This window comes from Leisingera daeponensis (genome assembly GCF_019801465.1).
Classification (GTDB): domain Bacteria; phylum Pseudomonadota; class Alphaproteobacteria; order Rhodobacterales; family Rhodobacteraceae; genus Leisingera; species Leisingera daeponensis_A.
The window spans coordinates 203,215-221,950 of sequence record NZ_JAHVJA010000008.1 but is presented as its reverse complement, the minus strand read 5'-3'; the positions used below and the strand labels follow the sequence as shown (position 1 = coordinate 221,950).

The following is an 18,736-nucleotide window of genomic DNA, read 5'->3' as shown; positions in this document are numbered from 1 at the left end:
CCTCAAGGCCACCCTCGAAGCCATCGCTGCAGGTCACCCTGCCAGCCGGCTCGACGAGCTCCTGCCCTGGAACTTCCCACCGTCAAGCTGATCCCGCGTGAGGCGGGGGCAACGCTTACCTTCGAATGGTCTTTTCCGAACCCCTCAGGTACAATCGTTTTCAAGGGTATCGAACTCCGGCTCTCACCTTTCCGTTCAAGGTGTTAGCGGGGATACATAAGCAAAACGGTGAAATGGTGCTGCTGGAGAGAATTGAACTCTCGACCTCTCCCTTACCAAGGGAAAAGGCCGCTTGGGAGAAATCAAGCAAAAACAACCACCTGTGACAATCTCAAAAAACCACCTCCCGGATTTTGCCCGGATCGCGCTTTCTGGCCGGATTGCGCGCCCGTGCGGCTGTTCCTGGGTCTAGCGGCTAAGAAAGGAAAATCGAGTGCAAGAGCAAGCGACGGCGGATCAGCAGATCCTAGCCATTTTGGGGGAGTTGCAGGCGGCCATTGGCGGCGATGTAACCCGGCTCAAGCCTGATGAGGTGGATCGGGTACGCAAGATCCTCGCATATGGCGAAACTCTGGTTGAAATCGCGAAATATGAGGAAGCCAAGGGGATCGTGCGGGCGCGCTGGCGCAGCGTGATCCTGGGTCTTGCGGCTGTGGCGTCTGGTCTGGCGCTGCTTTGGGAAAAGGTCGCGGCCTTAGGCCGGTGGGTTTTGGGGATGGTGCAATGAGGGGGCCGGTTCACCCGTGCCGCAGAAAGCTGCGGCCTTTGGATTGGTTAAGCGTGGGCTTGATCGCGCTCGCGGTCGGTTCTCTTGCGGTCCCGGTGGTGCTGCCTGAGATCCTGCGAGTGGTGCGCGCGGTTCCTGCAGTGCAGCCGGATTGCCGTGGACTGCGGGAGCCACCGCGGCGGCTCAAGGTTTTTGAGCTGTAAGAGTAGGGAGCCTCACTCGCACCGCATGCCGTTCGCAGCCCCGAAGCGGACCTTCACCCCTGTAGCAGACTCGGATTAAATAACCTCCTTGACGAACACCTCTGGATTGTAAGAACGTGAAACAGTTCTTTTGGGAGAGTGCTATGGGCGATTTTTTTCAACTCGTGGAGGGGCTTGCGGAACGCTCCAGGATCGCAGAACAGCAGGCGGTAACTGAAGAGGCCACGAAAACATCGGTCATTCTGCCCTTGCTGCAATCTTGGGGCTTTGATGTTTTCAACCTAAACGAAGTCATCCCAGAATTTGTGGCCGACGTCGGAACAAAAAAAGGTGAAAAGGTTGATTTCGCTGTAAAAATTGATGGGAAAATTGCCATGCTGGTGGAGGCGAAACCTATCACATCGAAGCTCGGCGATGCCCAGTTCAACCAGCTCTTTCGCTACTTTTCGGTTACTGAAGCGCGCCTTGCCATTCTGACTAATGGGCGGGAAGCTTGGTTTTTCTCCGATACCGACGCTCCGAACAAAATGGACAAAAAGCCATTCTTCAAATTCGATTTCCAGTCCTACGATGCCGTCCAGGTCGAAGAGTTGTCCCGTTTCCGCAAGGAAAGTTTCGAAATTGATCAGATCATCGAGGCCGCCTCTACACTGAAGTATACGAGGGCGGCGTCAAACTACCTTAAAGCTCAACTTGAGGACCCCGACGACGAATTTGTACGGCTTGTTGGACGTCAAATTTACGATGGTTCGATTACCAAGAACGTGGCCGAACAATTGAAGCCCGCAATCCAGGCCGCGCTGGACGAATTGATACGCGACCGCATCCAGGACAAACTCTCCATCACCTTCCGGAACAGCGGTAGTGCAGACGTCAGCACGGTGCCGGATGAAAGTGACGCGGCAAAGAATGACGACGATATCGTGACCACGGAGGAAGAGATCGAAGCCCATCGCATCATCCGTGCCATAGGTGCGAAAATGGTGGACGTGAACCGGATCGCTATGCGTGACGCTAAAAGCTACTGCGCAATCCTAATGGACGACAACAACCGCCGCCCAATTTGCCGCCTATTCTTCAACTCGCCGACCAACAAATCGGTAGTCATTTTCGACGCGGATAAGAACGAGCAGAAGCATAAAATCACATCAATTGAAGAACTCTATATGCATGCCGAAGCACTGGAGGCTGTCATCTCCGCATATGGTCAGTGAAGCTTAGGAAAATCCGTCAGGGCCGGGGCACTGCATCGGCCCCAGGCAGCCCTATGCGGACCTGGGCTGTAGGATCGTTAGACGGGGAGCTGCAGCATCTACGGTAGGATAAGAACTTTCAAGAAAGCCCCCTTGGCTCCACTAGTCTTTACCCGCTAGGTTCGGGGTTGGCGACTCCTGGAGGGCAGATGAAAAAAATTGTTCCAGCTGAAGACATTGCGTCTTTGCTCAAGCAAGAAGAGGGTATCTTCTTCGATTATAAGGCTGTGGAAGTATCTCCCGCCTCTTTATCGAAGAGCATCTCCGCTTTTGCCAACACTAGCGGCGGTGAAATAATTGTCGGTGTGGACGAAGTCGCCGACATCCAAGGCAAGGAGCACTATTGGAGGGGTTTCCCTGATCAAGAGGCGGCCAACCCAATCTTTGCAATTATTGAAAAACTTGGCGGACTGAATGTATGTAGTACATCTTTTCTCGAGTCCGAAAATGAAGAAGGCTATCTTCTTCACATCACCATTCGAAAAACTCAGGGCATTATTAAGGCAACAAATGACCTCCCGTATACTCGCAGAAACGCCCAAAACTTAAAGGTCGAGACAACCGACGCGTTGCGGAGGTTGGAACTTGATAAAGGTATTGCTTCGTTTGAAGATGAGACCGTGAACGTCGAAGTGAATGAAGTCTCCAACTCAATTACGGCACTGGAGTTTATGCTACAACAGATTCCCCATTCCGAGCCGGAAGTATGGCTTAAATCTCAATTTCTTCTCAATAATGGCTCTCCAACAGTTGCGTCAATTCTACTGTTTGCGGATGAACCGCAAGCCATACTCCCTAAGCGGTGCGCAATCAAGATTTTCCGCTACACAACCACCGACGAAGGAGTCGACCGAGAAAGGCTTGCCTTCGACCCATTGACGGTTGAGGGTCCAATCGTCGACTTGATTTCCAAGGCTGTAGCACAAACTAAGGAGATCGTTGAGGGCATCAAGAGAATGACAGAGGGCGGCCTTGAGGAAATCAGCTACCCTGACGAAACACTACATGAAATCATAACAAACGCAGTTCTCCATAGGGACTACAGCATCGCTACCGACACACAAATTCGAATTTATGATGATAGGATTGAGGTGCAGAGTCCGGGCAGGCTCGCTGGGCATGTAACAATCGAAACTGTTCTGGATGAACAATTTGCTCGAAACGGAAAAATTGTGAGGATGGCCAACAAGTTCCCGAATCCTCCTAATAAGGATGTTGGTGAAGGTCTGAATACAGCATTTGAGGCCATGAAGAAAATCCGATTGGCTGAGCCTGAAATTACAGAGACAGAGAACTCTGTTCTTGTCTTTATTCGGCACCAAAGACTTGCTAGCCCTGCCCAAATCATCATGGAATATCTGGATTCCCACACTGAAATCACGAACCAGATTGGTCGTGAAATCACAGGTCTTAGGCGTGATGTTCAAGTCAAGGACGAATTCGTTGCACTGCGAAAGCGGGGGCTACTTGAACAAGTTCCCGGCAAACGCGGTCGTGCCTCCGCATGGCGAAAACCCCTGCCAACCAAGAGCTAATTGAGCCATTGACTAGCGGCTGCAGGTGCTTTGGTAAGATGTTGCAAAGTCCGTTTTCTGCGCAAAGCGGGCGCAAGGGCATTTCCTGGCGGCGGGGCTGATTGACATTTTGTGATCCAGTCGCCGGAGTAGTTCATCCTGTCTGCCTTCCATCTTCCTCAAAGGGTTCAAAATCCTCCGGCGGCATGGGTGTGTATTCGTCTGCCGCTGCCTTGCGGGGCTTGGGTTTCGGGATGGCTGGCACATCTTCGCGCTTCATGCCTAAAGCGTGCCGGAGATCGTCAAACATGGCGTAGACATTGACCGGCTTGTCACAGCTCCACACGCCCGCCATCAGGATTGCGCGGGCGGTCACGCGAAGATTGCGCCCGTCGCTCACCGCCGCGGCTGTGGTGTCGGGGCCTGCGCCAAACATGGCCTTGATCCGGCTGGCGGTTGATTTCTCGACCATTGCGCGCGCCTGCTGTTCGGTCCCGTAGGGGCCTAGCACCTGGGCGGCGCCTGGAAGCGAACAGCGCCCGGCAAAGGTTTCGCCATTGGGGCCGGGCGTCCATCCGGGCGAGATCCCGCCAACCTTGAGGCGCCCGATGTAGTAGTCCCGCCCGATCCACTGCGCCGCGGTCATTTGCTGGCCTTCAGTTTGAAGCCGGTCCAGCCAGTGTTTTGCAGTTTTACGTAACGGATCTGTTTGCCGTCGATCTGATCCACAAGCAGCAGGGCTTTCCGGGCGAGGTGTTCGGGCCAAGCGTTCCCAGTGTTGAGTGCCAGCCATTCGCGGAACGCTGTCACGGCCACATGCGACGCGGTAAAAGTGCTATCTTTGCCGTCGATGGCGCAGCGATCCTCAAGAAACCGTTTGGCATAGCCTTGCGGGCCTTCGAGTGCTGCGCGCAGTAGCGGGTCGCTCTGCGCCGCTTTGCTGCCCTGCAACTTCTCACGGGCCTCATTCCGGCGCGTTTCCTGGCTGTGTGCCTCGTCGCGCAGCCGGAAGGCCAGCAGCAGGAACACCTTTTCGCGGGCCTTGGTCTTGGCGCGCTGCTGGCCTTCTTCAAGGTCGAAATCTGCGGGATCCGCGCACGGGCTTTCCCCGGTGACGGTAAATCCGTTCTGCAGCTCAAGTGTGCAGATGGTGAGCGTCGTGCCCTCTGGTACGTGGTAGAGTTCCCGGCTGATTTCGAGATCCACCATTTCAGGGGTGACGCGCGGGGCATCGGGATTATCAGTCATGAACTTTCTCTTAAGGGTTCAAATCAAGATAAAAGGTGCGGTCAGGTCAAAAAATAGCCAGAGTGTCCCGCCGCCGCGCTTCAAGGTGTTTGCGTCGGTAGAAGGATTTCCAGCTCTTGGCCTGTTTACGCCTGTAGTCCGGCATTCCCGGCTCTGTGATTTCATTGCGGCAGCGCAGATAACCGACCAGCAGCATTCCTTTGCGCTTGCGAACTTCGTTGGCGCTTTCATAGGTGGCGCCAAGGCCGGGCCGGATCATGCCTGCCCGCCGACGTGGAAAGGGTTTGCTGCTAAACGGCATAGTTGCTTGACCTCCTATCAGCGCAGGGCGCGCAGGTTGCTGGTGTGTGGCTGGTGCCCGCGCCGGAAGTCCCAGCCGTGCTGCAGCAGGCGTTCCGGCAGATCCTCGGGTGCCATTTTGCGGTAGATGTTGGCAGTGTCCGCATCGGCCCATCCGCCAAGATCCAAGAGCTTTCCGAAATCCTGGGTCTGAGAGTAAAACCATGTGGCCCAAGTGTGGCGGATGGTGTGCGGCGTCACCTTGCGCGGGCCTTTGCTTTCCAATCCGGCGCGGTGGCGCGCCTTGTTGAATGCCGTCTTGATCTGTCCGCCGGTATTGTCGCGCAGCTCATAGGGGTTGCCGCGCGAGGAAAGAAACAGAGTGCCTTTTTCCGGCAGGCCCTTAGTGCAAATCATCTGCCGGGCGCGTTCGGGAAACTCGACCATCCGGGGATGTCCGTTTTTCGTGTCCACAAGATACGCCTGCCGGGTGCCCTGGTAGAAGGTTGACGCCTGTAGGCTGAGAGTTTCCCGCACGCGCGCGCCTGAGCCGATCATGAAACCGATGATCCTAGCAAGGTGCGGCGGCAGCTCTGCCGCGAAGGCTTCAAATTCCTCCGGTGTCAGCCAGCGGGTAACTTTGGTGTCTACCTTGCGGCGGCGCAGCCGGATAGGATCGCAAAGCTTGTCCTCGGCGGCCATGTTCAGGATGGCGGAGATCGGCGTGATGAGCTGGCGGTTGATCGTCGCCGGGGATGCCTTCGGATACAGCTTTTGGGCCGCTGCGTTGATTGCAGCATTGTCGATCTCGGACAGTTTTTTGCCCGCGAAATGCCGCAGCAGAGGATCAAGAAAGCGCTCCTCGCCGTCAGCCATCAGATAGTTTACTGCGGCTTCCTCAAAGGTTGCTGTTGCTTTCTTTCCAAGGGCAGCACGTTGGAGGATTTGCGCCTCCGTCCTGATGCGGATCGCTTCTGCCGCTTTTCGGTTACTAGTTTGAGTGCTGCGGTCAACGTGGATCCCTGAGACAGTCCCGCGGATGTACCAGTTGGGCGAGCCGGGTTTTCTTCTAAGCTTGAGGGGCATGTGTGTTGCTCCGTGATAAAGGCATCTGCCAGATCTTCGCGCCGGTAGAGCACTTTGAATTTTCCGCGGGTTTCGATCCACTTCAAAAGACCTTCCCGGCGCAAAGTGTCGAGGCCGCCGCGGTTGGTGACAATTCCATGCTCCGCGAGCCACGCAATTGCCTCATCCGTGTTGAGGTTTTTATCCTGGGTGAGGATCTGCAGCTTGTTCATTTGCCGGATGCCTCTTTGATGATCATGCCGCAGGTGAAAAGAAAGAAGAGAATCAACAGGCAAACGCCCATTCCTGAGCCGTCAATCAAGGCCACAATCGGGCCGCCTGATGGCGGCCAAGCGCCCGCCTGTGGCGGTGGTATGTCAATGTTGGTCATGCTCTCACCTTTAAGGGCGTCTCAGGTGTGTATCACACATTTAAAGGTGTGCCGCAAGCAATAAAGGTTTTCATATAGAGTTCTGCGTGCGCATCTACATGTTGTGCAGCTCCGGGTTGACTGACGCAAGTTAGCGCCCTAGGAGTGTGCATATGACGATTTAAGGTTGGAAGGATACAATAATGTGTGAACCGCAGATGCCCCATATGGGCGGTGCGCAGCTTGTCCCGGAGGGCGCCTCTGCTCATCGGGAAAGCGGCGGGGGTTCCCGCAATTCAGGTTCAGCACCCCAAGATTGCGCCGGGGCTGCTGTTGTTTGTCAAAATGAGTTCGAAGTATTTGGCGCCCTTGCCCCTATGGCTGCTGGCCGGGGTGAGCAAGAGCTGAATGATCTGGCGGATCGCCTGGAAAGCTTCCTGGCGGAGCGCTAACGCCGCCTCGCAAAAGAACTAAAGCGGCGCCAGCGCCGCTTTTTCTTTGACTTGTTTGCCGGATCTGGCGGCACTCATGAAATCTTAGACCCTGCCCTTTTCGGCGGCAATAAATGCCTCAAGGTCTTTTGCGTCTACGCTGTCAATAAGTTTGGCAAGCCTGATGCGTGCGGGTGAAATTGCCTGATCTGAGACGATTAGAGAGATTGGGACGTTTAGCACTTCACATGCTGAAAGCAGGTTTGTCAGAGTAATGTCTGTCTCACCTCTGCAAAACTTCCCCAGGACGTTGTTGCTCATGCCCCCCTCAACCGCGGCGGATGTCTCGCTGTAGGGACTTAGGGAAATAGCCATTCTCAAATTCATTCGGGCGTTTTCGACTTTGCGCAGGACTTCTGGTCTGCGCTCGTTCTTTGGTTTCGCCATTTGTTTTTACCTAATCAATTCAAACTTTTCGAGTGGTTGGGCTGTCGCCCTCTAACGAATGGCTAACATTTAAAGGTGGGGTTGGCAACTTCAAGTAGGGATTACCCTTAATAAGGTGCGCTTGCCGGGTTGACCGAACCTTTAAAGGTGTTATGGATACATATAGTGTTTGTTTTGTGAGGGAGCACCATGAAGGAACAAGGAATTTTGGCGGATCTCCCGCCCCCTGCCGTGTTTCGCGGTTGGCTTTTGTGCGCTGTCACCGACTTGGAGCTTCCCGCTCAAGTTGTCTCTGGCGCAACTGGCGGCATTAACGCGGTTGGCCGGTTTATGAAGGGGCACAGCAAGGACTTGCGGCTGTCCCGCGCCAATGCGGTTGAGGATTTTTTGCGCAAACAGGCCGCGGAAAAAGGGAAAGTTCTGCCGCCCGTAACCCCTCAGGATGTGCGGGCTTACACGGATCGCGTCTGCGCCAAGCTGGATGAGCGTTTCCCCGATTGGCGGGAAACCATCGCAGAGAATGCGGAGTGTGAAAATGCATGAGATCACCCTGACGTTGAACGACAAGGAGCGCAAAGAGATTGCGCATATTGCGCGTGTTTTCGCCATTCAGAACGGCCTTGCTCCGGTATCGCTGGAAAAGATGGCAACTGAGCTGCTGCGCAGTCATTTGGTTTTGTGCCGTGATTGTCCCGGCGTCCTGCCGTCGCCCAAGCCCGTTGTGCGGGGCAAGATTGCCCGCCAAGGACGAATTGAGGGCAAGGGCGGTGTGAGCCTGCAGGATGGCGTCAATGCCAAAGCCTGACCAAACTTATTTCTCTGCTGGCGGGCGGCGTCTGGTGCGCCGCGATCCGCGGCGGGATCCCAAGATGCCGAATTGTCCGATTGGTCTGCAACGGATCTGCGGCACCTGTTCAAGCTTTCCGCCGGATGCGGAGATCCGGGCAAAGGCGCAGCCCTGCGCGACCCGGCAAGTCAAAGTGGATGGCCCGCGCAACGCGGTGTCCTGCCCCCTCTGGTCGCGCAAAAGCGCGCTTGTTTCCCCTGCTACACAAGGAATTTCATAATGTCTAAGGAAGCACGCGAATACCGCACAATCATCGTTCACGGCCCGCATGGTTGCGGCAAGACGCATCACGGTAAGGATCTCGCCCGCGCCCTGGGTTGCCGCGAGGTTATTGACGGCTGGGCGAAAATGGGCCTTTCAAATGGGTTCCTGCCGCCGGTAACACCCGGCGCCCTGCACCTGACAAGCCTGCCTTTGAACCCTGCGCGGGATCGCCCTCCGGCGGGCGCTGTGATCCTGTCGTTTGATGCGGCTATGGCTGTGGCCTTTGCTGTGGGTGCGATCTGATGGCGGGTTCTCTCAACAAGGTCATGCTGATCGGCCACCTAGGCCGGGATCCTGAGGTGCGCACGTTTCAGAACGGCGGCAAGGTCTGCAACATGCGGATTGCCACCTCTGAAAGCTGGAAAGACCGCAACACAGGCGAGCGCCGCGAGCGCACGGAATGGCACTCTGTCGCCATCTTCAATGAGGGCCTTGTGCGGGTGGCGGAGCAATACCTGCGTAAGGGGTCCAAGGTCTATATTGAGGGTCAGCTGCAAACCCGCAAATGGCAGGACCAAAGCGGGCAGGACCGCTATTCAACTGAGGTGGTGCTGCAGGGCTTTGGCTCTGTTCTCACCATGCTTGACCGGCGGCAGGATGGCGGTTCGGGCGGCGGGTCTGGTGGTGGCTATGGTGGTGGATCCGGTGACGGGTACGGTGGCAGCTCCGGCGGCGGCTATGGCGGTGGATCCGGCGGCGGCAATCACAACATAGATGATGATGAAATCCCGTTCTAATTTTGAGCGCCTCGCTGGCGGATATGTCTGCCAGCGAATCCCCCTGAATTTCTGATTGATTGAGGTGCCCGCATGACGCTGGTGCATGATCCCCGCATTGATGATGCGCGCAACCGTACTATGCGTGAGGTTCTGGACAAGCTGCCACCGCTCGCTGGCGTGAAATTCGGCAAGCGCGAGGGTGTCGGGCCGTGCCCCAAGTGCGGGGGCAATGACCGCTTTTCGATCAATCTGAAAAGCGGTGTTTATAACTGCCGGTCATGCGGCGGGGGCGATCACATCAGGCTTGTGCAGCTCGTGCTTGATTGCACGTTCATGGAAGCGATTGAGGTTCTTGAGGGCGAGCGCGGCGCAGAGATTGACCCGGCTGAGCGCGAGCGCCGCCGGAAGGCACAAGAGGAACAGCGCAAAAAGGATAAGGCAGATGAGGCGCGCTATCGTGCCTGGGCAATCCGCGATGCGGTCAGCATTTGGCAGGCGGGCGAGCCTTTCCGGGGCACGCTGGCAGAGGATTACCTTGCTTTCCGGGTGCCGGATTTCGAGCTGCTGCCGCACACCTTCAAGTGCTTCCGGTTCATCCCGGATCTGCCCTATGTGAAGCGGATCAAGAGGCGAAACCACACACTGTATTCCGGACCGGTTCTGGTGGCCGCGGTGCAAGCCCCGGATGGCATGATGCGCGCGGTGCATCGCACTTGGATAGATCTGGATCAGCCTAGCGGCAAAGCGCAGATCTTTGCCCCCGATGGCGAGCAACTGCCGTCCAAGGTGGTGCGCGGATCAAAGCAGGGCGGCGCGATCCGCCTCACCGGAAACGCTTGCGGTTCCTCGCTGGTGTCTGGTGAAGGGATTGAGACAACCCTGACCGCCCTGGTTGGCGGCGTCCTGCCGGGCGCGAGCTATTGGGCTGGTGTGGATCTCGGCAACATGTCGGGCAAGCGCATTGGCGGCAAGTTCTCGGATGAACCGGATATGGATGGCGGCCCCTCGTTTGTGCCGCCCTGCTCGGTGAGTGATTTCTGGCTAATCAAGGATGGCGATAGCGAGCCTCGCCAGACCCAAGCACAACTAACAGCCTGCGCCAAGCGGGCAATGAGGATCAACCCCGGCCTCAGCGCATATATCGTGCCATCCGTGCCCGGCGGAGATCTGAACAACATGATAAAGAGGCCCGGCGAGCAATGAACGGACAATACGACGATGTGCGCGCAGCCTTTGACCGGGCTGAGCCGGTCTATCCTGATGGCTATGGCCCTGGCCCGGATCCCCGCACCCCTCAGGATGCCGGCCCATACGATCCCGCCCATGATCCCGATGAGCTCCTTGCGGAGGAATGCGCGGTTTTCCCGCTGAACGACTACGGCAACGGCAAGCGGTTCAAGAGCTATTTTGGCGCTGACTGCCTGTTTGTGCCGCGGGTCGCGTGGTTCACTTGGAGAGACCGGCTGTGGGAACAGGATGATGATCAGCTAGAAACCCGCCGCCTTGCGCAGCAGGTTTCCGGTAAAATCACCCGCGAGGCGCAGCACATCCGTCTTGAGGAATGGGAACAGATGCAGGTTGAGGCGGGCGATCAGGCCCGCGAGGAAGTTGACGAAATCAAAGCGGTCACGCCCTCCAATCGCTCTGAGGAACAAAAGGCCCGGCTGCGCGATCTGGAAAAGGTTGTTGAGCGCAGCGAGGATCTGAAAAGGAAACTGGCGGCCCTGCGCCGCGGCCATCATTCGCACGCCAAGGCGGCCGGAAACACCGGCCCGATCAACAACATGATGCGCGAGGCGCAGGTTGACCTTTACCAGCCGCTTACCCGGTTGAATGAGGATCCGCTGATGATCAACACGGAAACCGGCGTGATCCGGTTTCGGGTTGAAATGGATCCGCGCAGCGGCAAGAAAAAGCTGATCCGCGAGGTGCTGAAACACGCGCGGGATCAGTACCTTTCAAAGATGATGGCGGTGGAATTCGACCCGGATGCCCTGTGCCCGGATTTTGAGGAATTCCTGATTTCGATCCAGCCGGATCCGGCGCTTCGCGAGTTTCTGCAGCGCTGGTTTGGCTACTGCCTAACCGGCCTGACCACTGAACAAAAGCTGTGCTTTTTCTATGGCGAGGGTCGCAACGGCAAGTCTACCATTGTGGATCTGATCGCAAAGATGATGGCGGCCTATGCAACCACAGTGCCGATTGAAAGCCTCGCTGGATCCGATCAGCGCAAGGGCTCAGATGCAACGCCGGATCTGGTGCGCCTTCCTGGCGCCCGCATGGTGCGCGCCGCTGAGCCGGAGCGCGGCCAAAAGCTGAAAGAGGGCTTTATCAAGGCGATCACGGGCGGCGAGGAAATCCTTGTGCGCCGGATGCAGCAGGAATTTGTTGAGGTAACGCCTGAGTTCAAGCTGACTATCTCCGGCAACCACAAGCCGGAGATCCGCGGCACGGATAAGGGGATCTGGCGCCGGGTGCTGCTGGTTCCGTTCCTTGTGTCAATCCCGGATGAGGACGTTGATCCGCTGTTGCCTCAAAAGCTGTGGGCGGAGCGCTCCGGCATCCTGAATTGGATGCTGGAAGGGCTTGAGAAATGGCTGACTGACGGCCTGCAAATCCCGCAAGAGATCCTGGACGCAACTGAGGAATACCGTGAGGAAAGCGATCCCATGCTTGTGTTTATCAACAACTGCTGTGTTGTGGATGGGGATCCCGACGTGTTCACCCGTTCGCGCGAGCTGATCGACGCTTTTAATTGGTGGTATGTGGATGCGGGCAAGGGGGATCCCTGGACCTCAAAAACCGTTTCCAAGCACCTGAGCGACAAATCCAAGTTTCACAAGACGCCAGAGGGCAAGGGTTTCACCGCGGCCAAGGTAAGCGATACCGGCTATCGCGGGATCCGGCTGAGCGCTGAGTTCATCCAGAACCGCGAGGATGCAGATGCGCGAGCGAAATATGATGCTGGCGGCGGTTATGATCCCGTTGTTTGAGGGCTTATTCCTCAATCCAGCGGCAGCGGGTTCTCAGGTATTGCTCTAACACCTCTACCGTGAACGTGCCTGCTTGGAACTGTTCTTCAATGAAGCGGCCTGGCTCGCCAGATGAAACACTTTCGTCGATCTCGATCCCGTTCGCCTCAAGAAAGGCGATGGCCGATATGAAGGCTGTGCGCTTGTTGGCGTCACAGTATCCATGCGCAATGGAAATCCCGTGCCAGTAGCGTGCGGCCAAATTGAGCAGGTCGCAAATCCCGCCAAAGTGATGCGCGGTCATTGGTCGGCCAATTGCAGATTTCAGATCATCCGTTTTGAGGTTGCCTGCAAGGCCGCCCTCTTTGAGCGCCAATTCATGGAAGTAATCGATTTGTTCAATGGTGAGGAAGACGATATCAACGCCTTCCTCCGGTGCTAAAGAGAACATCAAGACAGGATCTGCATAGTCTCCTTGAACCGCTGTTCAATCTGAGCGGCGGCCTTTAGCGGATCGCGGCGAACAACCTTCTTGGGCTTTTGCTTCGGGGCAAAATTCGCGTTTGCAACACGGTGCGCGCTAAAGCGCCCGCAATTGCAATTCCGGCAGCCCATGTGTTTACAGGTGTTCATCTCTCTCACTCCTAGGAGAATACAAGCACTCTCCAAAGCCCATGTAAACAAGTATTGACTGAACAATTTGTTACGGTCTGGGCGTTAGGTGGGCTGATATAGGGCCTTGAGTGTGCCTGTCAAGTTGTGCGAGTCGCGCGCTTAATGATTGCGAAACACCTTTGAGTGCGCAATTCAGCTTTTAAGGTGTGATCAAAATGCGCTTCTGCTGAGGCTCCACAGGGAATCGACGGATAGGCAACTGCCCTGGCAGGGCCCCGGATCCGATACGCCAAGCGCAGTGCGTGATCCTGATGAGATGCCATTTTGAGGTTGGGGCTCTTTCCTGGGCGCCTGGTGCTAGGTAAAAGGCTGCCATGTTAAAGCGAGGCGGCACGCGCCTGGGGGTGATCCCCAATCATCAGCTCTATGTTGAATGCGGGGCCTGCGATCACGCGGCCCCGGTTGCCGTTTCGGATCTGATCGCCCGATGCGGCCCGCAGGCCAGCGTTGGGGAAATCGTCTCCAAGATGCGTTGCCAGCGCTGCGGGCGAAAGCAGATCAAGGATTATCGCATCACTTACGCGGGCGGTTCCTCGGAAGCTCTGCGCGGGGCTGAGCAGCAGCATTAAGGCGCGCAGATGCGCTTATGTTGGGCCGCCCCTTACCGGGGCGGCCTCTTCTTTCTGCCTTGCGATCCCCGCACCCCTCTTTTTCGGCTGCACGCTTCGCCCCCTAAGACCCCTATAGGTAGGTGGGAAGGGAAGGGAATAATCAGATCTGCGGGATCATAGGGACTTGGCGCGGGTTTGGCGGGACGTGGCCTATTTCAGGGGTGCGGGTTTTTGCAAAGTAATATCAGCGCGTTACGCGAGATCCGGGACCATAGGGATCACAGGGACCAAACCTTGAGGGCCTTGCCCTATGTGTGTGAGTGCGCGTTTTTGCGTGTTTATCTTTCCTGTGTGTGTACGGAAATCTTGATCCCAATGGTCCCTATGATCCCTAAGTGAAAAACAAAGACTAGGAAAATCAGGAGGTTGAGCGACGGCGCGGGCGCAGGGATCCGGGGTGCGCGTGGTCCCTGCCTGATCCCTGATCCCTTGGTGCGATCCCTAAGAAACCCCTTTTAAGGTGCATCACGTCTCGTATATAGTGGCCGTACCTGGGGCGTTTCACTAGATTTTGTGGCTGAACAGAGGAATTGAGCATGAACCATGTAGCGGCGCGGTTGATCGCGGAGCGGGTCAATATCGCCATCATCACCAACCGGGCGCAGCGGCGGGCGCTTGTGGGTGTCGGCAGCGGCGAGCGGGCCACGCCCGGCCCGGCCCGTGCAGCGGCAGAGCTGTGCGAGGCCAAGGATAGCGCTCCGGCGCCAACCACCTACGGCGGGGCGGAGGAAGCTTTTGAGCTGGTGCCGCCGGGCGTGCAGGCCACCCGGCAGCGGATGCCAGCCTTGCTGCGCCGGATGGATGAGCGGGACGCGCGCCGGGCTGCGGCTGAGGCTTACGCTCATGCCGTCGAGAAAGTCGAATCGGTGGCGGGCGCATCGGCTGAGGGCGGCAAGGTGGATGGCGGCGCGGCCACCAATGACGGCGGTGTGACAACCCGGATCCGCTATGCGGACACGATCTCGACGGTGCAAAAGGCACTGGACCGTGCAGGGGTGGCTCTGGCGCCCAATACTCAGGGCGGCGGCGCCCGCAAGCCGATCATGGCCCGTGCGCTGATGGATGCGGTCTGCCTGGATGGTTCCGATATGAAGGCGATCCTGCAGGGCGCGGGCTGGTCGGGCCATCGCCGCGATGTTGCCAAGCTGAACGCGCTGGCGGATGTGTATCTTGAGCTGATGGCCCGTGTTCTCGGACTGGTGGCGCGCGATGCACCCACGCCTTGGGATGCGTAACGCGGTACACTTTTCGGAAAGTGTTTGACAAAACCCGGCGCCCAACCTTATAAGGTGTATCTATTGATTATAGGTGTGCCTAGACGGCAACGCCCGCCCTGCAGCAGCAGCGCGGGCGTTTTCTTTGCCGCCACCAGCGCCAGCCGAAAAGGGGTTCCAGCCATGAAGTAGCCTAGATCTCGCTCCACATAACACGAATATTTTTGCTCTCACCCGCGAAAGCGGGGTTATCAGCCCCTCGCCAAGGGGCAGGACCGCGTTAGCCCTACCGCCTCAGGTTTAAGCCGCACCGGCTCTGCGTTTACGCGCCCGGTGCTGAGCCTGCTGACTGCACCGGGGCGCGCGGCCACAGTTTTCAATTTGGCGCGCACCGGAAACCCTACACATGATTGAACTGTCCGTAGACACGCGCGCCATAGAGCGGCGGCTGAACAGCATTGCATCAAGTCAACTGCCGTTCGCTACCGCTCTAGGTATCAATGACGTGGCCGGTCAGATCCGCGACGCTGAGCAATCCGGCTTAGAACGCGATCTGGACCGGCCCGCTCCGTTCACCAAACGGGGGATGTTTGTAGCCCGCGCCTCCAAGCGCCGCCCTGTCGGCGTGGTGGGCTTCAAGAAAGTTCAATCCCATTACCTGGCCCTGCAGGCTTCCGGCGGAACGCGCCGTGCGAAGCGCAAGGCCGTGGTTGTGCCGGTGGGTGCCCGCCTCAACAAATATGGCAACATGCCCCGCGGCGCGCTCAAGCGCCAGCTCGCCAAGCCTAACGTGTTCTCGGGCAAGGTGAAGGGTGTGGCCGGTGTCTGGCAGAGGCCTGACCGGGGGCGGCGCCGGGACGGCACGCGCGGAACCAAACGTGCCAAGGGCCTCAAGCTCTTGGCGGTCTATAAATCCGCAGTGAAGTATTCGCCGCGCCTCAAATTCGAGACGCGGGCAAAGGTATTGGCGAGCCGGGAGATCGGCCCCGCCATCGCTAAGCATCTGGCCTATGCAGTGAAAACCGCACGCTAAGGGGCGTTGGGCCTTTGGGTCCTTCCCGGCCCCTGACCGCACGCGGGTAATTCGCGCCCCGGTGCTTTGATGTGTTTCATGATGCTCAGGGATACAGATTAGGGTTGATGTTGTTGTTGCCCTGGCCCCTGACAAAGAGGGGGTTCCGGCATGGCAGAGGAAGCCGAAACCGCAGATGCAGAGGCCGCCGCGGCAGAGCCGCTGCTGAACCGCTCGCAGATTGCGCAGATCTTCGGTGTTTCAGAAAACACCATCGACAAGTGGCGCAAAAAGGGAATGCCGGTTGAGGGCGAGGGCGGCAACGGCGTTGCCTATGAGTTCCGGTTCTCAGACTGCAAGCGCTGGTTTGAAGAAACCAAGGCGCGGGAACAGGCTGAGAAACAGGCTGCGGATGATTTTGTTTCGCAACAGCGCATGGAATTTCTCAACGCGGGTCAACGGGATCAGGCGGCGGGGTTTTCCGCAGGTCAGCGGAAAGAAATGGCGCAGGCTGAGCTTGTTTGGATGCAAGCGGCCCGCGCCCGCGGCGCCCTGATCCATGTGGATGAGGTTGTTGAGCTGCTGGATCAGATCTTTGGCGAGTTCCGGGCGGGCCTGGATGGGCAACCGGATTGGCTGGAACGTGAGTTCAGCCTGACCGGGGATCAGGTCGAGCGGGCGGTTGACTATAACGACGGGATCCTGCGCAGCGTCCAAGCCAAGATCAAGGCCGCGGCCCTGGGGGAGGATCAAACGCAAGTTGTCGATCCGCTGGATGGGAGGTTGTTGTGAATGGTGGTGATGCCTAACCGGCGGCCCGGCGAGATCCCTGATTTGCCGCCGCTGCCGCCCTATGCCGGTGTCTCGGTGCCGCTGGTGCGTGCGCTTCCAACCCTGACGCCTGCAGCCCGCATGGGTGTGATTGCAGCGGCAGAGAAACACATGAAGGTCAACGCAAACGGGCGTTGGGTGGATTTTGACCGGAACGTCACACCTTACATGAATGAGCCTGCAGATATGACGGCATCCCGCCGCTATCGCGAGGTGATCTTTGTGGGTCCAGCGCGGGCGGGCAAAACCGTCATGCTGCTTTCGACGGTCAGCCACATTGTGCTGTGCAATCCCTGTGTTTGCCGCATCGTGCATATGACCGAAAGTTCCGGCGAGGCATGGGTTGATGAGGAACTGAAACCCATGATCGAAAACAGCCCGGATCTTGCCGAACGGCAGGGCACAGGGCGGTCAGACCGGAATATTCTGAGCAAGAAATTCATCGGCGGGGCCAAGATCATCATCGGCGCCCCGACAAAGAATTTCCTTTCGGGGAACACAACGCAGGTTGTGCTTTTTACCGACATTGACCGGATGAAGCTGAACATCGGCAATGAAGGTTCGCCCTTTGCGATGGGTGCCAAGCGGACGGAAACGCTTGGCTCGCGCGGCATGACTGTTGCGGAAGCCTCGCCCGGTTACATGGTCACTGAGGTGGATTGGAAGCCGTCAACCCCGCATGAGGCCCCGCCCTGTTCGGGGATCCTTGAGCTGTACAACGGCGGAACGCGTGCGCGCTGGTATTGGGATTGTCCTGAGTGCGGCGAGGCATTCGAGCCGCACACTGACAAGCTGCACTATGACAAGAGCCTATCACCGGCTGAGGCCGGTGAGGCCGCGGTGATGTTGTGCCCGCATAACGGCTGCTGGATCACTCATGATCAAAAGGTTGATCTGAACCGCAAAGGGTACTGGCTGCATGAAACCGCTGAGGGCGGGCTTGCCCGGATTGATAGCGGCGAGGTGCGCAAAAGCGAGCGGGTGAGCTATCACCTGAACGGCGCCGCTGCAGCCTTTGCATCCTGGGCGCGGATCGTCAGTAAATACGAAACCGCAAAGCGGGCTGTTGATGCTGGCGGTGATGAGGAAACGCTAAAGGTTGTCGTGAATACGGATATGGGGCTTGCCTATGTCCCGCGGGCGCTCAGCACTGAGGGGGATCTGACCCTTAAGGCGCTGAAACGGATGTGCCGGCCATTTGCGCACAAGGTCGCGCCGGAATGGGCGCGGTTCCTGATCGCTTCGGCGGATGTGCAGGGTAATCGCTTTGTGGTGCAGATCACGGCCTTTGGGCTGGATGGCCGCAAACTGATCATTGACCGTTTCGATCTGTTCAAGCCGCCGCATGATGCGCCGCTTGCAAAGGGCCGGGTGCTTGAGCCGCACAAGTACATTGAGGATTGGGATGTGCTGCTGCCGGTGCTGCGCACGCCCTACCCTGTTGACGGGCAGGAATATGGCCTGATCCCGATGGCAATGGCGTGCGACTTTCACGGCAAACCGGGGGTTTCAGACCGGGCAACGCAATTCTGGCAGGATCGCCGGGCTGAAGGTGAGGCGGATCGCTGGTTTTTCGTGCGGGGTCATGGCGGTTACAGGGTTTCGGGCCGGGTCTGGTACAAGGCGCCGGAGCGTAAAAGCGATGGCGGGCAGGCCCGCGATATCAAGCTTTTGAACATCGCAACCGACAAGCTGAAAGACACGGTTTTCTCTGCCCTTGATCGCGAGGATGGCGGCCCCGGTTCCCTGATGCTGGGCGACTGGATGCCGGAGGATCCGCTGAAAGAGTTCACGGCGGAGCGCTGGACCGAAAAGGGCTATGAGAAATTGCAGCCCCGAAACGAAAGCATCGACCTCAGCAGCTACGCGCAAGCGGCGGCTGAACACAAGGGGCTGCTGCGCCTGGATCCAGCGGATCCGCATGATTGGGCGCGCGGCGGCCTGTCAAACCCATTTGCGGTGCCGATGAGCGAGGGCAGCGAGCCTGAGCCGGTAGAGGGTCCGGTTCGGCCCGTGAAAAAGGCGCCCCGCAAAATCAGTTTCTTGGAGTGAGC

At 57.7% G+C, this 18,736-nt stretch carries 24 protein-coding genes; 15 read left to right on the top strand and 9 right to left on the bottom strand.

What is annotated here, in order from left to right:
* The 4 genes from KUV26_RS23870 to KUV26_RS17060 all read left to right on the top strand — a co-directional run.
* Positions 1 to 91, top strand: a 91-nt coding sequence (locus KUV26_RS23870; RefSeq protein WP_409996951.1) for a transposase domain-containing protein, incomplete at its 5' end; no start/stop codon positions are given.
* A 342-nt stretch (positions 92 to 433) separates the two neighbouring features.
* Positions 434 to 727, top strand: a complete 294-nt coding sequence (locus KUV26_RS17070) for a hypothetical protein (protein WP_222509231.1) — start codon at positions 434 to 436, stop codon at positions 725 to 727.
* A gap of 346 nt (positions 728 to 1,073) precedes the next feature.
* Positions 1,074 to 2,144 carry a type I restriction endonuclease gene (locus KUV26_RS17065; RefSeq protein ID WP_222509230.1) on the top strand — a complete coding sequence of 357 codons (1,071 nt, stop codon included), beginning with the start codon at positions 1,074 to 1,076 and terminating at the stop codon, positions 2,142 to 2,144.
* Positions 2,145 to 2,332: 188 nt separating this feature from the next.
* On the top strand, positions 2,333 to 3,718 hold the full coding sequence (locus tag KUV26_RS17060) for an ATP-binding protein (RefSeq protein WP_222509229.1): 1,386 nt from the start codon (positions 2,333 to 2,335) through the stop codon (positions 3,716 to 3,718).
* A 133-nt stretch (positions 3,719 to 3,851) separates the two neighbouring features.
* Here KUV26_RS17060 and KUV26_RS17055 read toward each other — a convergent pair whose 3' ends face one another.
* The 7 genes from KUV26_RS17055 to KUV26_RS17030 all read right to left on the bottom strand — a co-directional run bounded on the left by KUV26_RS17055 (position 3,852) and on the right by KUV26_RS17030 (position 7,537).
* The gene (locus KUV26_RS17055; protein WP_222509228.1) at positions 3,852 to 4,343 is read right to left on the bottom strand and encodes a hypothetical protein; all 492 of its coding nucleotides are present in this window, start codon (positions 4,341 to 4,343) and stop codon (positions 3,852 to 3,854) included.
* Positions 4,340 to 4,945: a Gp49 family protein gene (locus KUV26_RS17050; RefSeq protein ID WP_222509227.1), complete on the bottom strand. Its 606-nt coding sequence runs from the start codon at positions 4,943 to 4,945 to the stop codon at positions 4,340 to 4,342. Before KUV26_RS17050 ends, KUV26_RS17055 begins: the two co-directional genes overlap by 4 nt.
* A gap of 46 nt (positions 4,946 to 4,991) precedes the next feature.
* Positions 4,992 to 5,204: a hypothetical protein gene (locus KUV26_RS17045; protein ID WP_222509226.1), complete on the bottom strand. Its 213-nt coding sequence runs from the start codon at positions 5,202 to 5,204 to the stop codon at positions 4,992 to 4,994.
* A 59-nt stretch (positions 5,205 to 5,263) separates the two neighbouring features.
* Positions 5,264 to 6,100 (bottom strand): tyrosine-type recombinase/integrase, encoded by an 837-nt coding sequence (locus tag KUV26_RS17040; RefSeq protein WP_261399947.1) that lies wholly within the window; start codon positions 6,098 to 6,100, stop codon positions 5,264 to 5,266.
* 8 nt (positions 6,101 to 6,108) lie between these two features.
* Positions 6,109 to 6,522, bottom strand: a complete 414-nt coding sequence (locus KUV26_RS23710) for a hypothetical protein (protein ID WP_261399946.1) — start codon at positions 6,520 to 6,522, stop codon at positions 6,109 to 6,111.
* The gene (locus KUV26_RS17035) at positions 6,519 to 6,680 is read right to left on the bottom strand and encodes a hypothetical protein (protein WP_222509225.1); all 162 of its coding nucleotides are present in this window, start codon (positions 6,678 to 6,680) and stop codon (positions 6,519 to 6,521) included. The genes KUV26_RS23710 and KUV26_RS17035 overlap by 4 nt, the downstream gene beginning before the upstream one ends.
* A gap of 515 nt (positions 6,681 to 7,195) precedes the next feature.
* Positions 7,196 to 7,537: a helix-turn-helix domain-containing protein gene (locus KUV26_RS17030; protein ID WP_222509224.1), complete on the bottom strand. Its 342-nt coding sequence runs from the start codon at positions 7,535 to 7,537 to the stop codon at positions 7,196 to 7,198.
* Positions 7,538 to 7,726: 189 nt separating this feature from the next.
* Between KUV26_RS17030 and KUV26_RS17025 the strand changes: the two genes are divergently transcribed.
* From KUV26_RS17025 to KUV26_RS17000, 6 genes are all read left to right on the top strand, one after another.
* Positions 7,727 to 8,080, top strand: coding sequence for a hypothetical protein (locus tag KUV26_RS17025; RefSeq protein ID WP_222509223.1), 354 nt, complete (start codon positions 7,727 to 7,729; stop codon positions 8,078 to 8,080).
* Positions 8,073 to 8,342, top strand: a complete 270-nt coding sequence (locus tag KUV26_RS17020) for a hypothetical protein (RefSeq protein ID WP_222509222.1) — start codon at positions 8,073 to 8,075, stop codon at positions 8,340 to 8,342. The genes KUV26_RS17025 and KUV26_RS17020 overlap by 8 nt, the downstream gene beginning before the upstream one ends.
* 261 nt (positions 8,343 to 8,603) lie before the next feature.
* Positions 8,604 to 8,891: a hypothetical protein gene (locus KUV26_RS17015; protein WP_222509221.1), complete on the top strand. Its 288-nt coding sequence runs from the start codon at positions 8,604 to 8,606 to the stop codon at positions 8,889 to 8,891.
* Entirely contained in the window at positions 8,891 to 9,385 is a 495-nt protein-coding gene (ssb, locus tag KUV26_RS17010) for a single-stranded DNA-binding protein (RefSeq protein WP_222509220.1), read from the top strand. Before KUV26_RS17015 ends, ssb begins: the two co-directional genes overlap by 1 nt.
* 72 nt (positions 9,386 to 9,457) lie before the next feature.
* On the top strand, positions 9,458 to 10,570 hold the full coding sequence (locus tag KUV26_RS17005; protein WP_222509219.1) for a primase-helicase zinc-binding domain-containing protein: 1,113 nt from the start codon (positions 9,458 to 9,460) through the stop codon (positions 10,568 to 10,570).
* Positions 10,567 to 12,360: a phage/plasmid primase, P4 family gene (locus tag KUV26_RS17000; protein ID WP_222509218.1), complete on the top strand. Its 1,794-nt coding sequence runs from the start codon at positions 10,567 to 10,569 to the stop codon at positions 12,358 to 12,360. The genes KUV26_RS17005 and KUV26_RS17000 overlap by 4 nt, the downstream gene beginning before the upstream one ends.
* A 4-nt stretch (positions 12,361 to 12,364) precedes the next feature.
* Here KUV26_RS17000 and KUV26_RS16995 read toward each other — a convergent pair whose 3' ends face one another.
* The gene (locus KUV26_RS16995; protein WP_222509217.1) at positions 12,365 to 12,790 is read right to left on the bottom strand and encodes a type II toxin-antitoxin system death-on-curing family toxin; all 426 of its coding nucleotides are present in this window, start codon (positions 12,788 to 12,790) and stop codon (positions 12,365 to 12,367) included.
* Positions 12,790 to 12,972, bottom strand: coding sequence for a hypothetical protein (locus tag KUV26_RS16990; protein ID WP_222509216.1), 183 nt, complete (start codon positions 12,970 to 12,972; stop codon positions 12,790 to 12,792). The genes KUV26_RS16995 and KUV26_RS16990 overlap by 1 nt, the downstream gene beginning before the upstream one ends.
* A 356-nt stretch (positions 12,973 to 13,328) precedes the next feature.
* Between KUV26_RS16990 and KUV26_RS16985 the strand changes: the two genes are divergently transcribed.
* The 5 genes from KUV26_RS16985 (at position 13,329) to KUV26_RS16965 (ending at position 18,734) form a co-directional block, all read left to right on the top strand.
* Positions 13,329 to 13,583: a hypothetical protein gene (locus tag KUV26_RS16985; RefSeq protein ID WP_222509215.1), complete on the top strand. Its 255-nt coding sequence runs from the start codon at positions 13,329 to 13,331 to the stop codon at positions 13,581 to 13,583.
* A gap of 578 nt (positions 13,584 to 14,161) precedes the next feature.
* Positions 14,162 to 14,860 (top strand): hypothetical protein, encoded by a 699-nt coding sequence (locus KUV26_RS16980; RefSeq protein ID WP_222509214.1) that lies wholly within the window; start codon positions 14,162 to 14,164, stop codon positions 14,858 to 14,860.
* A 385-nt stretch (positions 14,861 to 15,245) separates the two neighbouring features.
* A complete protein-coding gene (locus KUV26_RS16975) occupies positions 15,246 to 15,872 on the top strand; it encodes a hypothetical protein (RefSeq protein WP_222509213.1) in 627 nt (208 codons plus the stop codon).
* Between the two features lie 150 nt (positions 15,873 to 16,022).
* The gene (locus KUV26_RS16970; RefSeq protein WP_222509212.1) at positions 16,023 to 16,643 is read left to right on the top strand and encodes a terminase small subunit; all 621 of its coding nucleotides are present in this window, start codon (positions 16,023 to 16,025) and stop codon (positions 16,641 to 16,643) included.
* Positions 16,644 to 18,734, top strand: coding sequence for a phage terminase large subunit family protein (locus tag KUV26_RS16965; protein WP_222509211.1), 2,091 nt, complete (start codon positions 16,644 to 16,646; stop codon positions 18,732 to 18,734).
* Positions 18,735 to 18,736: the final 2 nt, after the last annotated feature.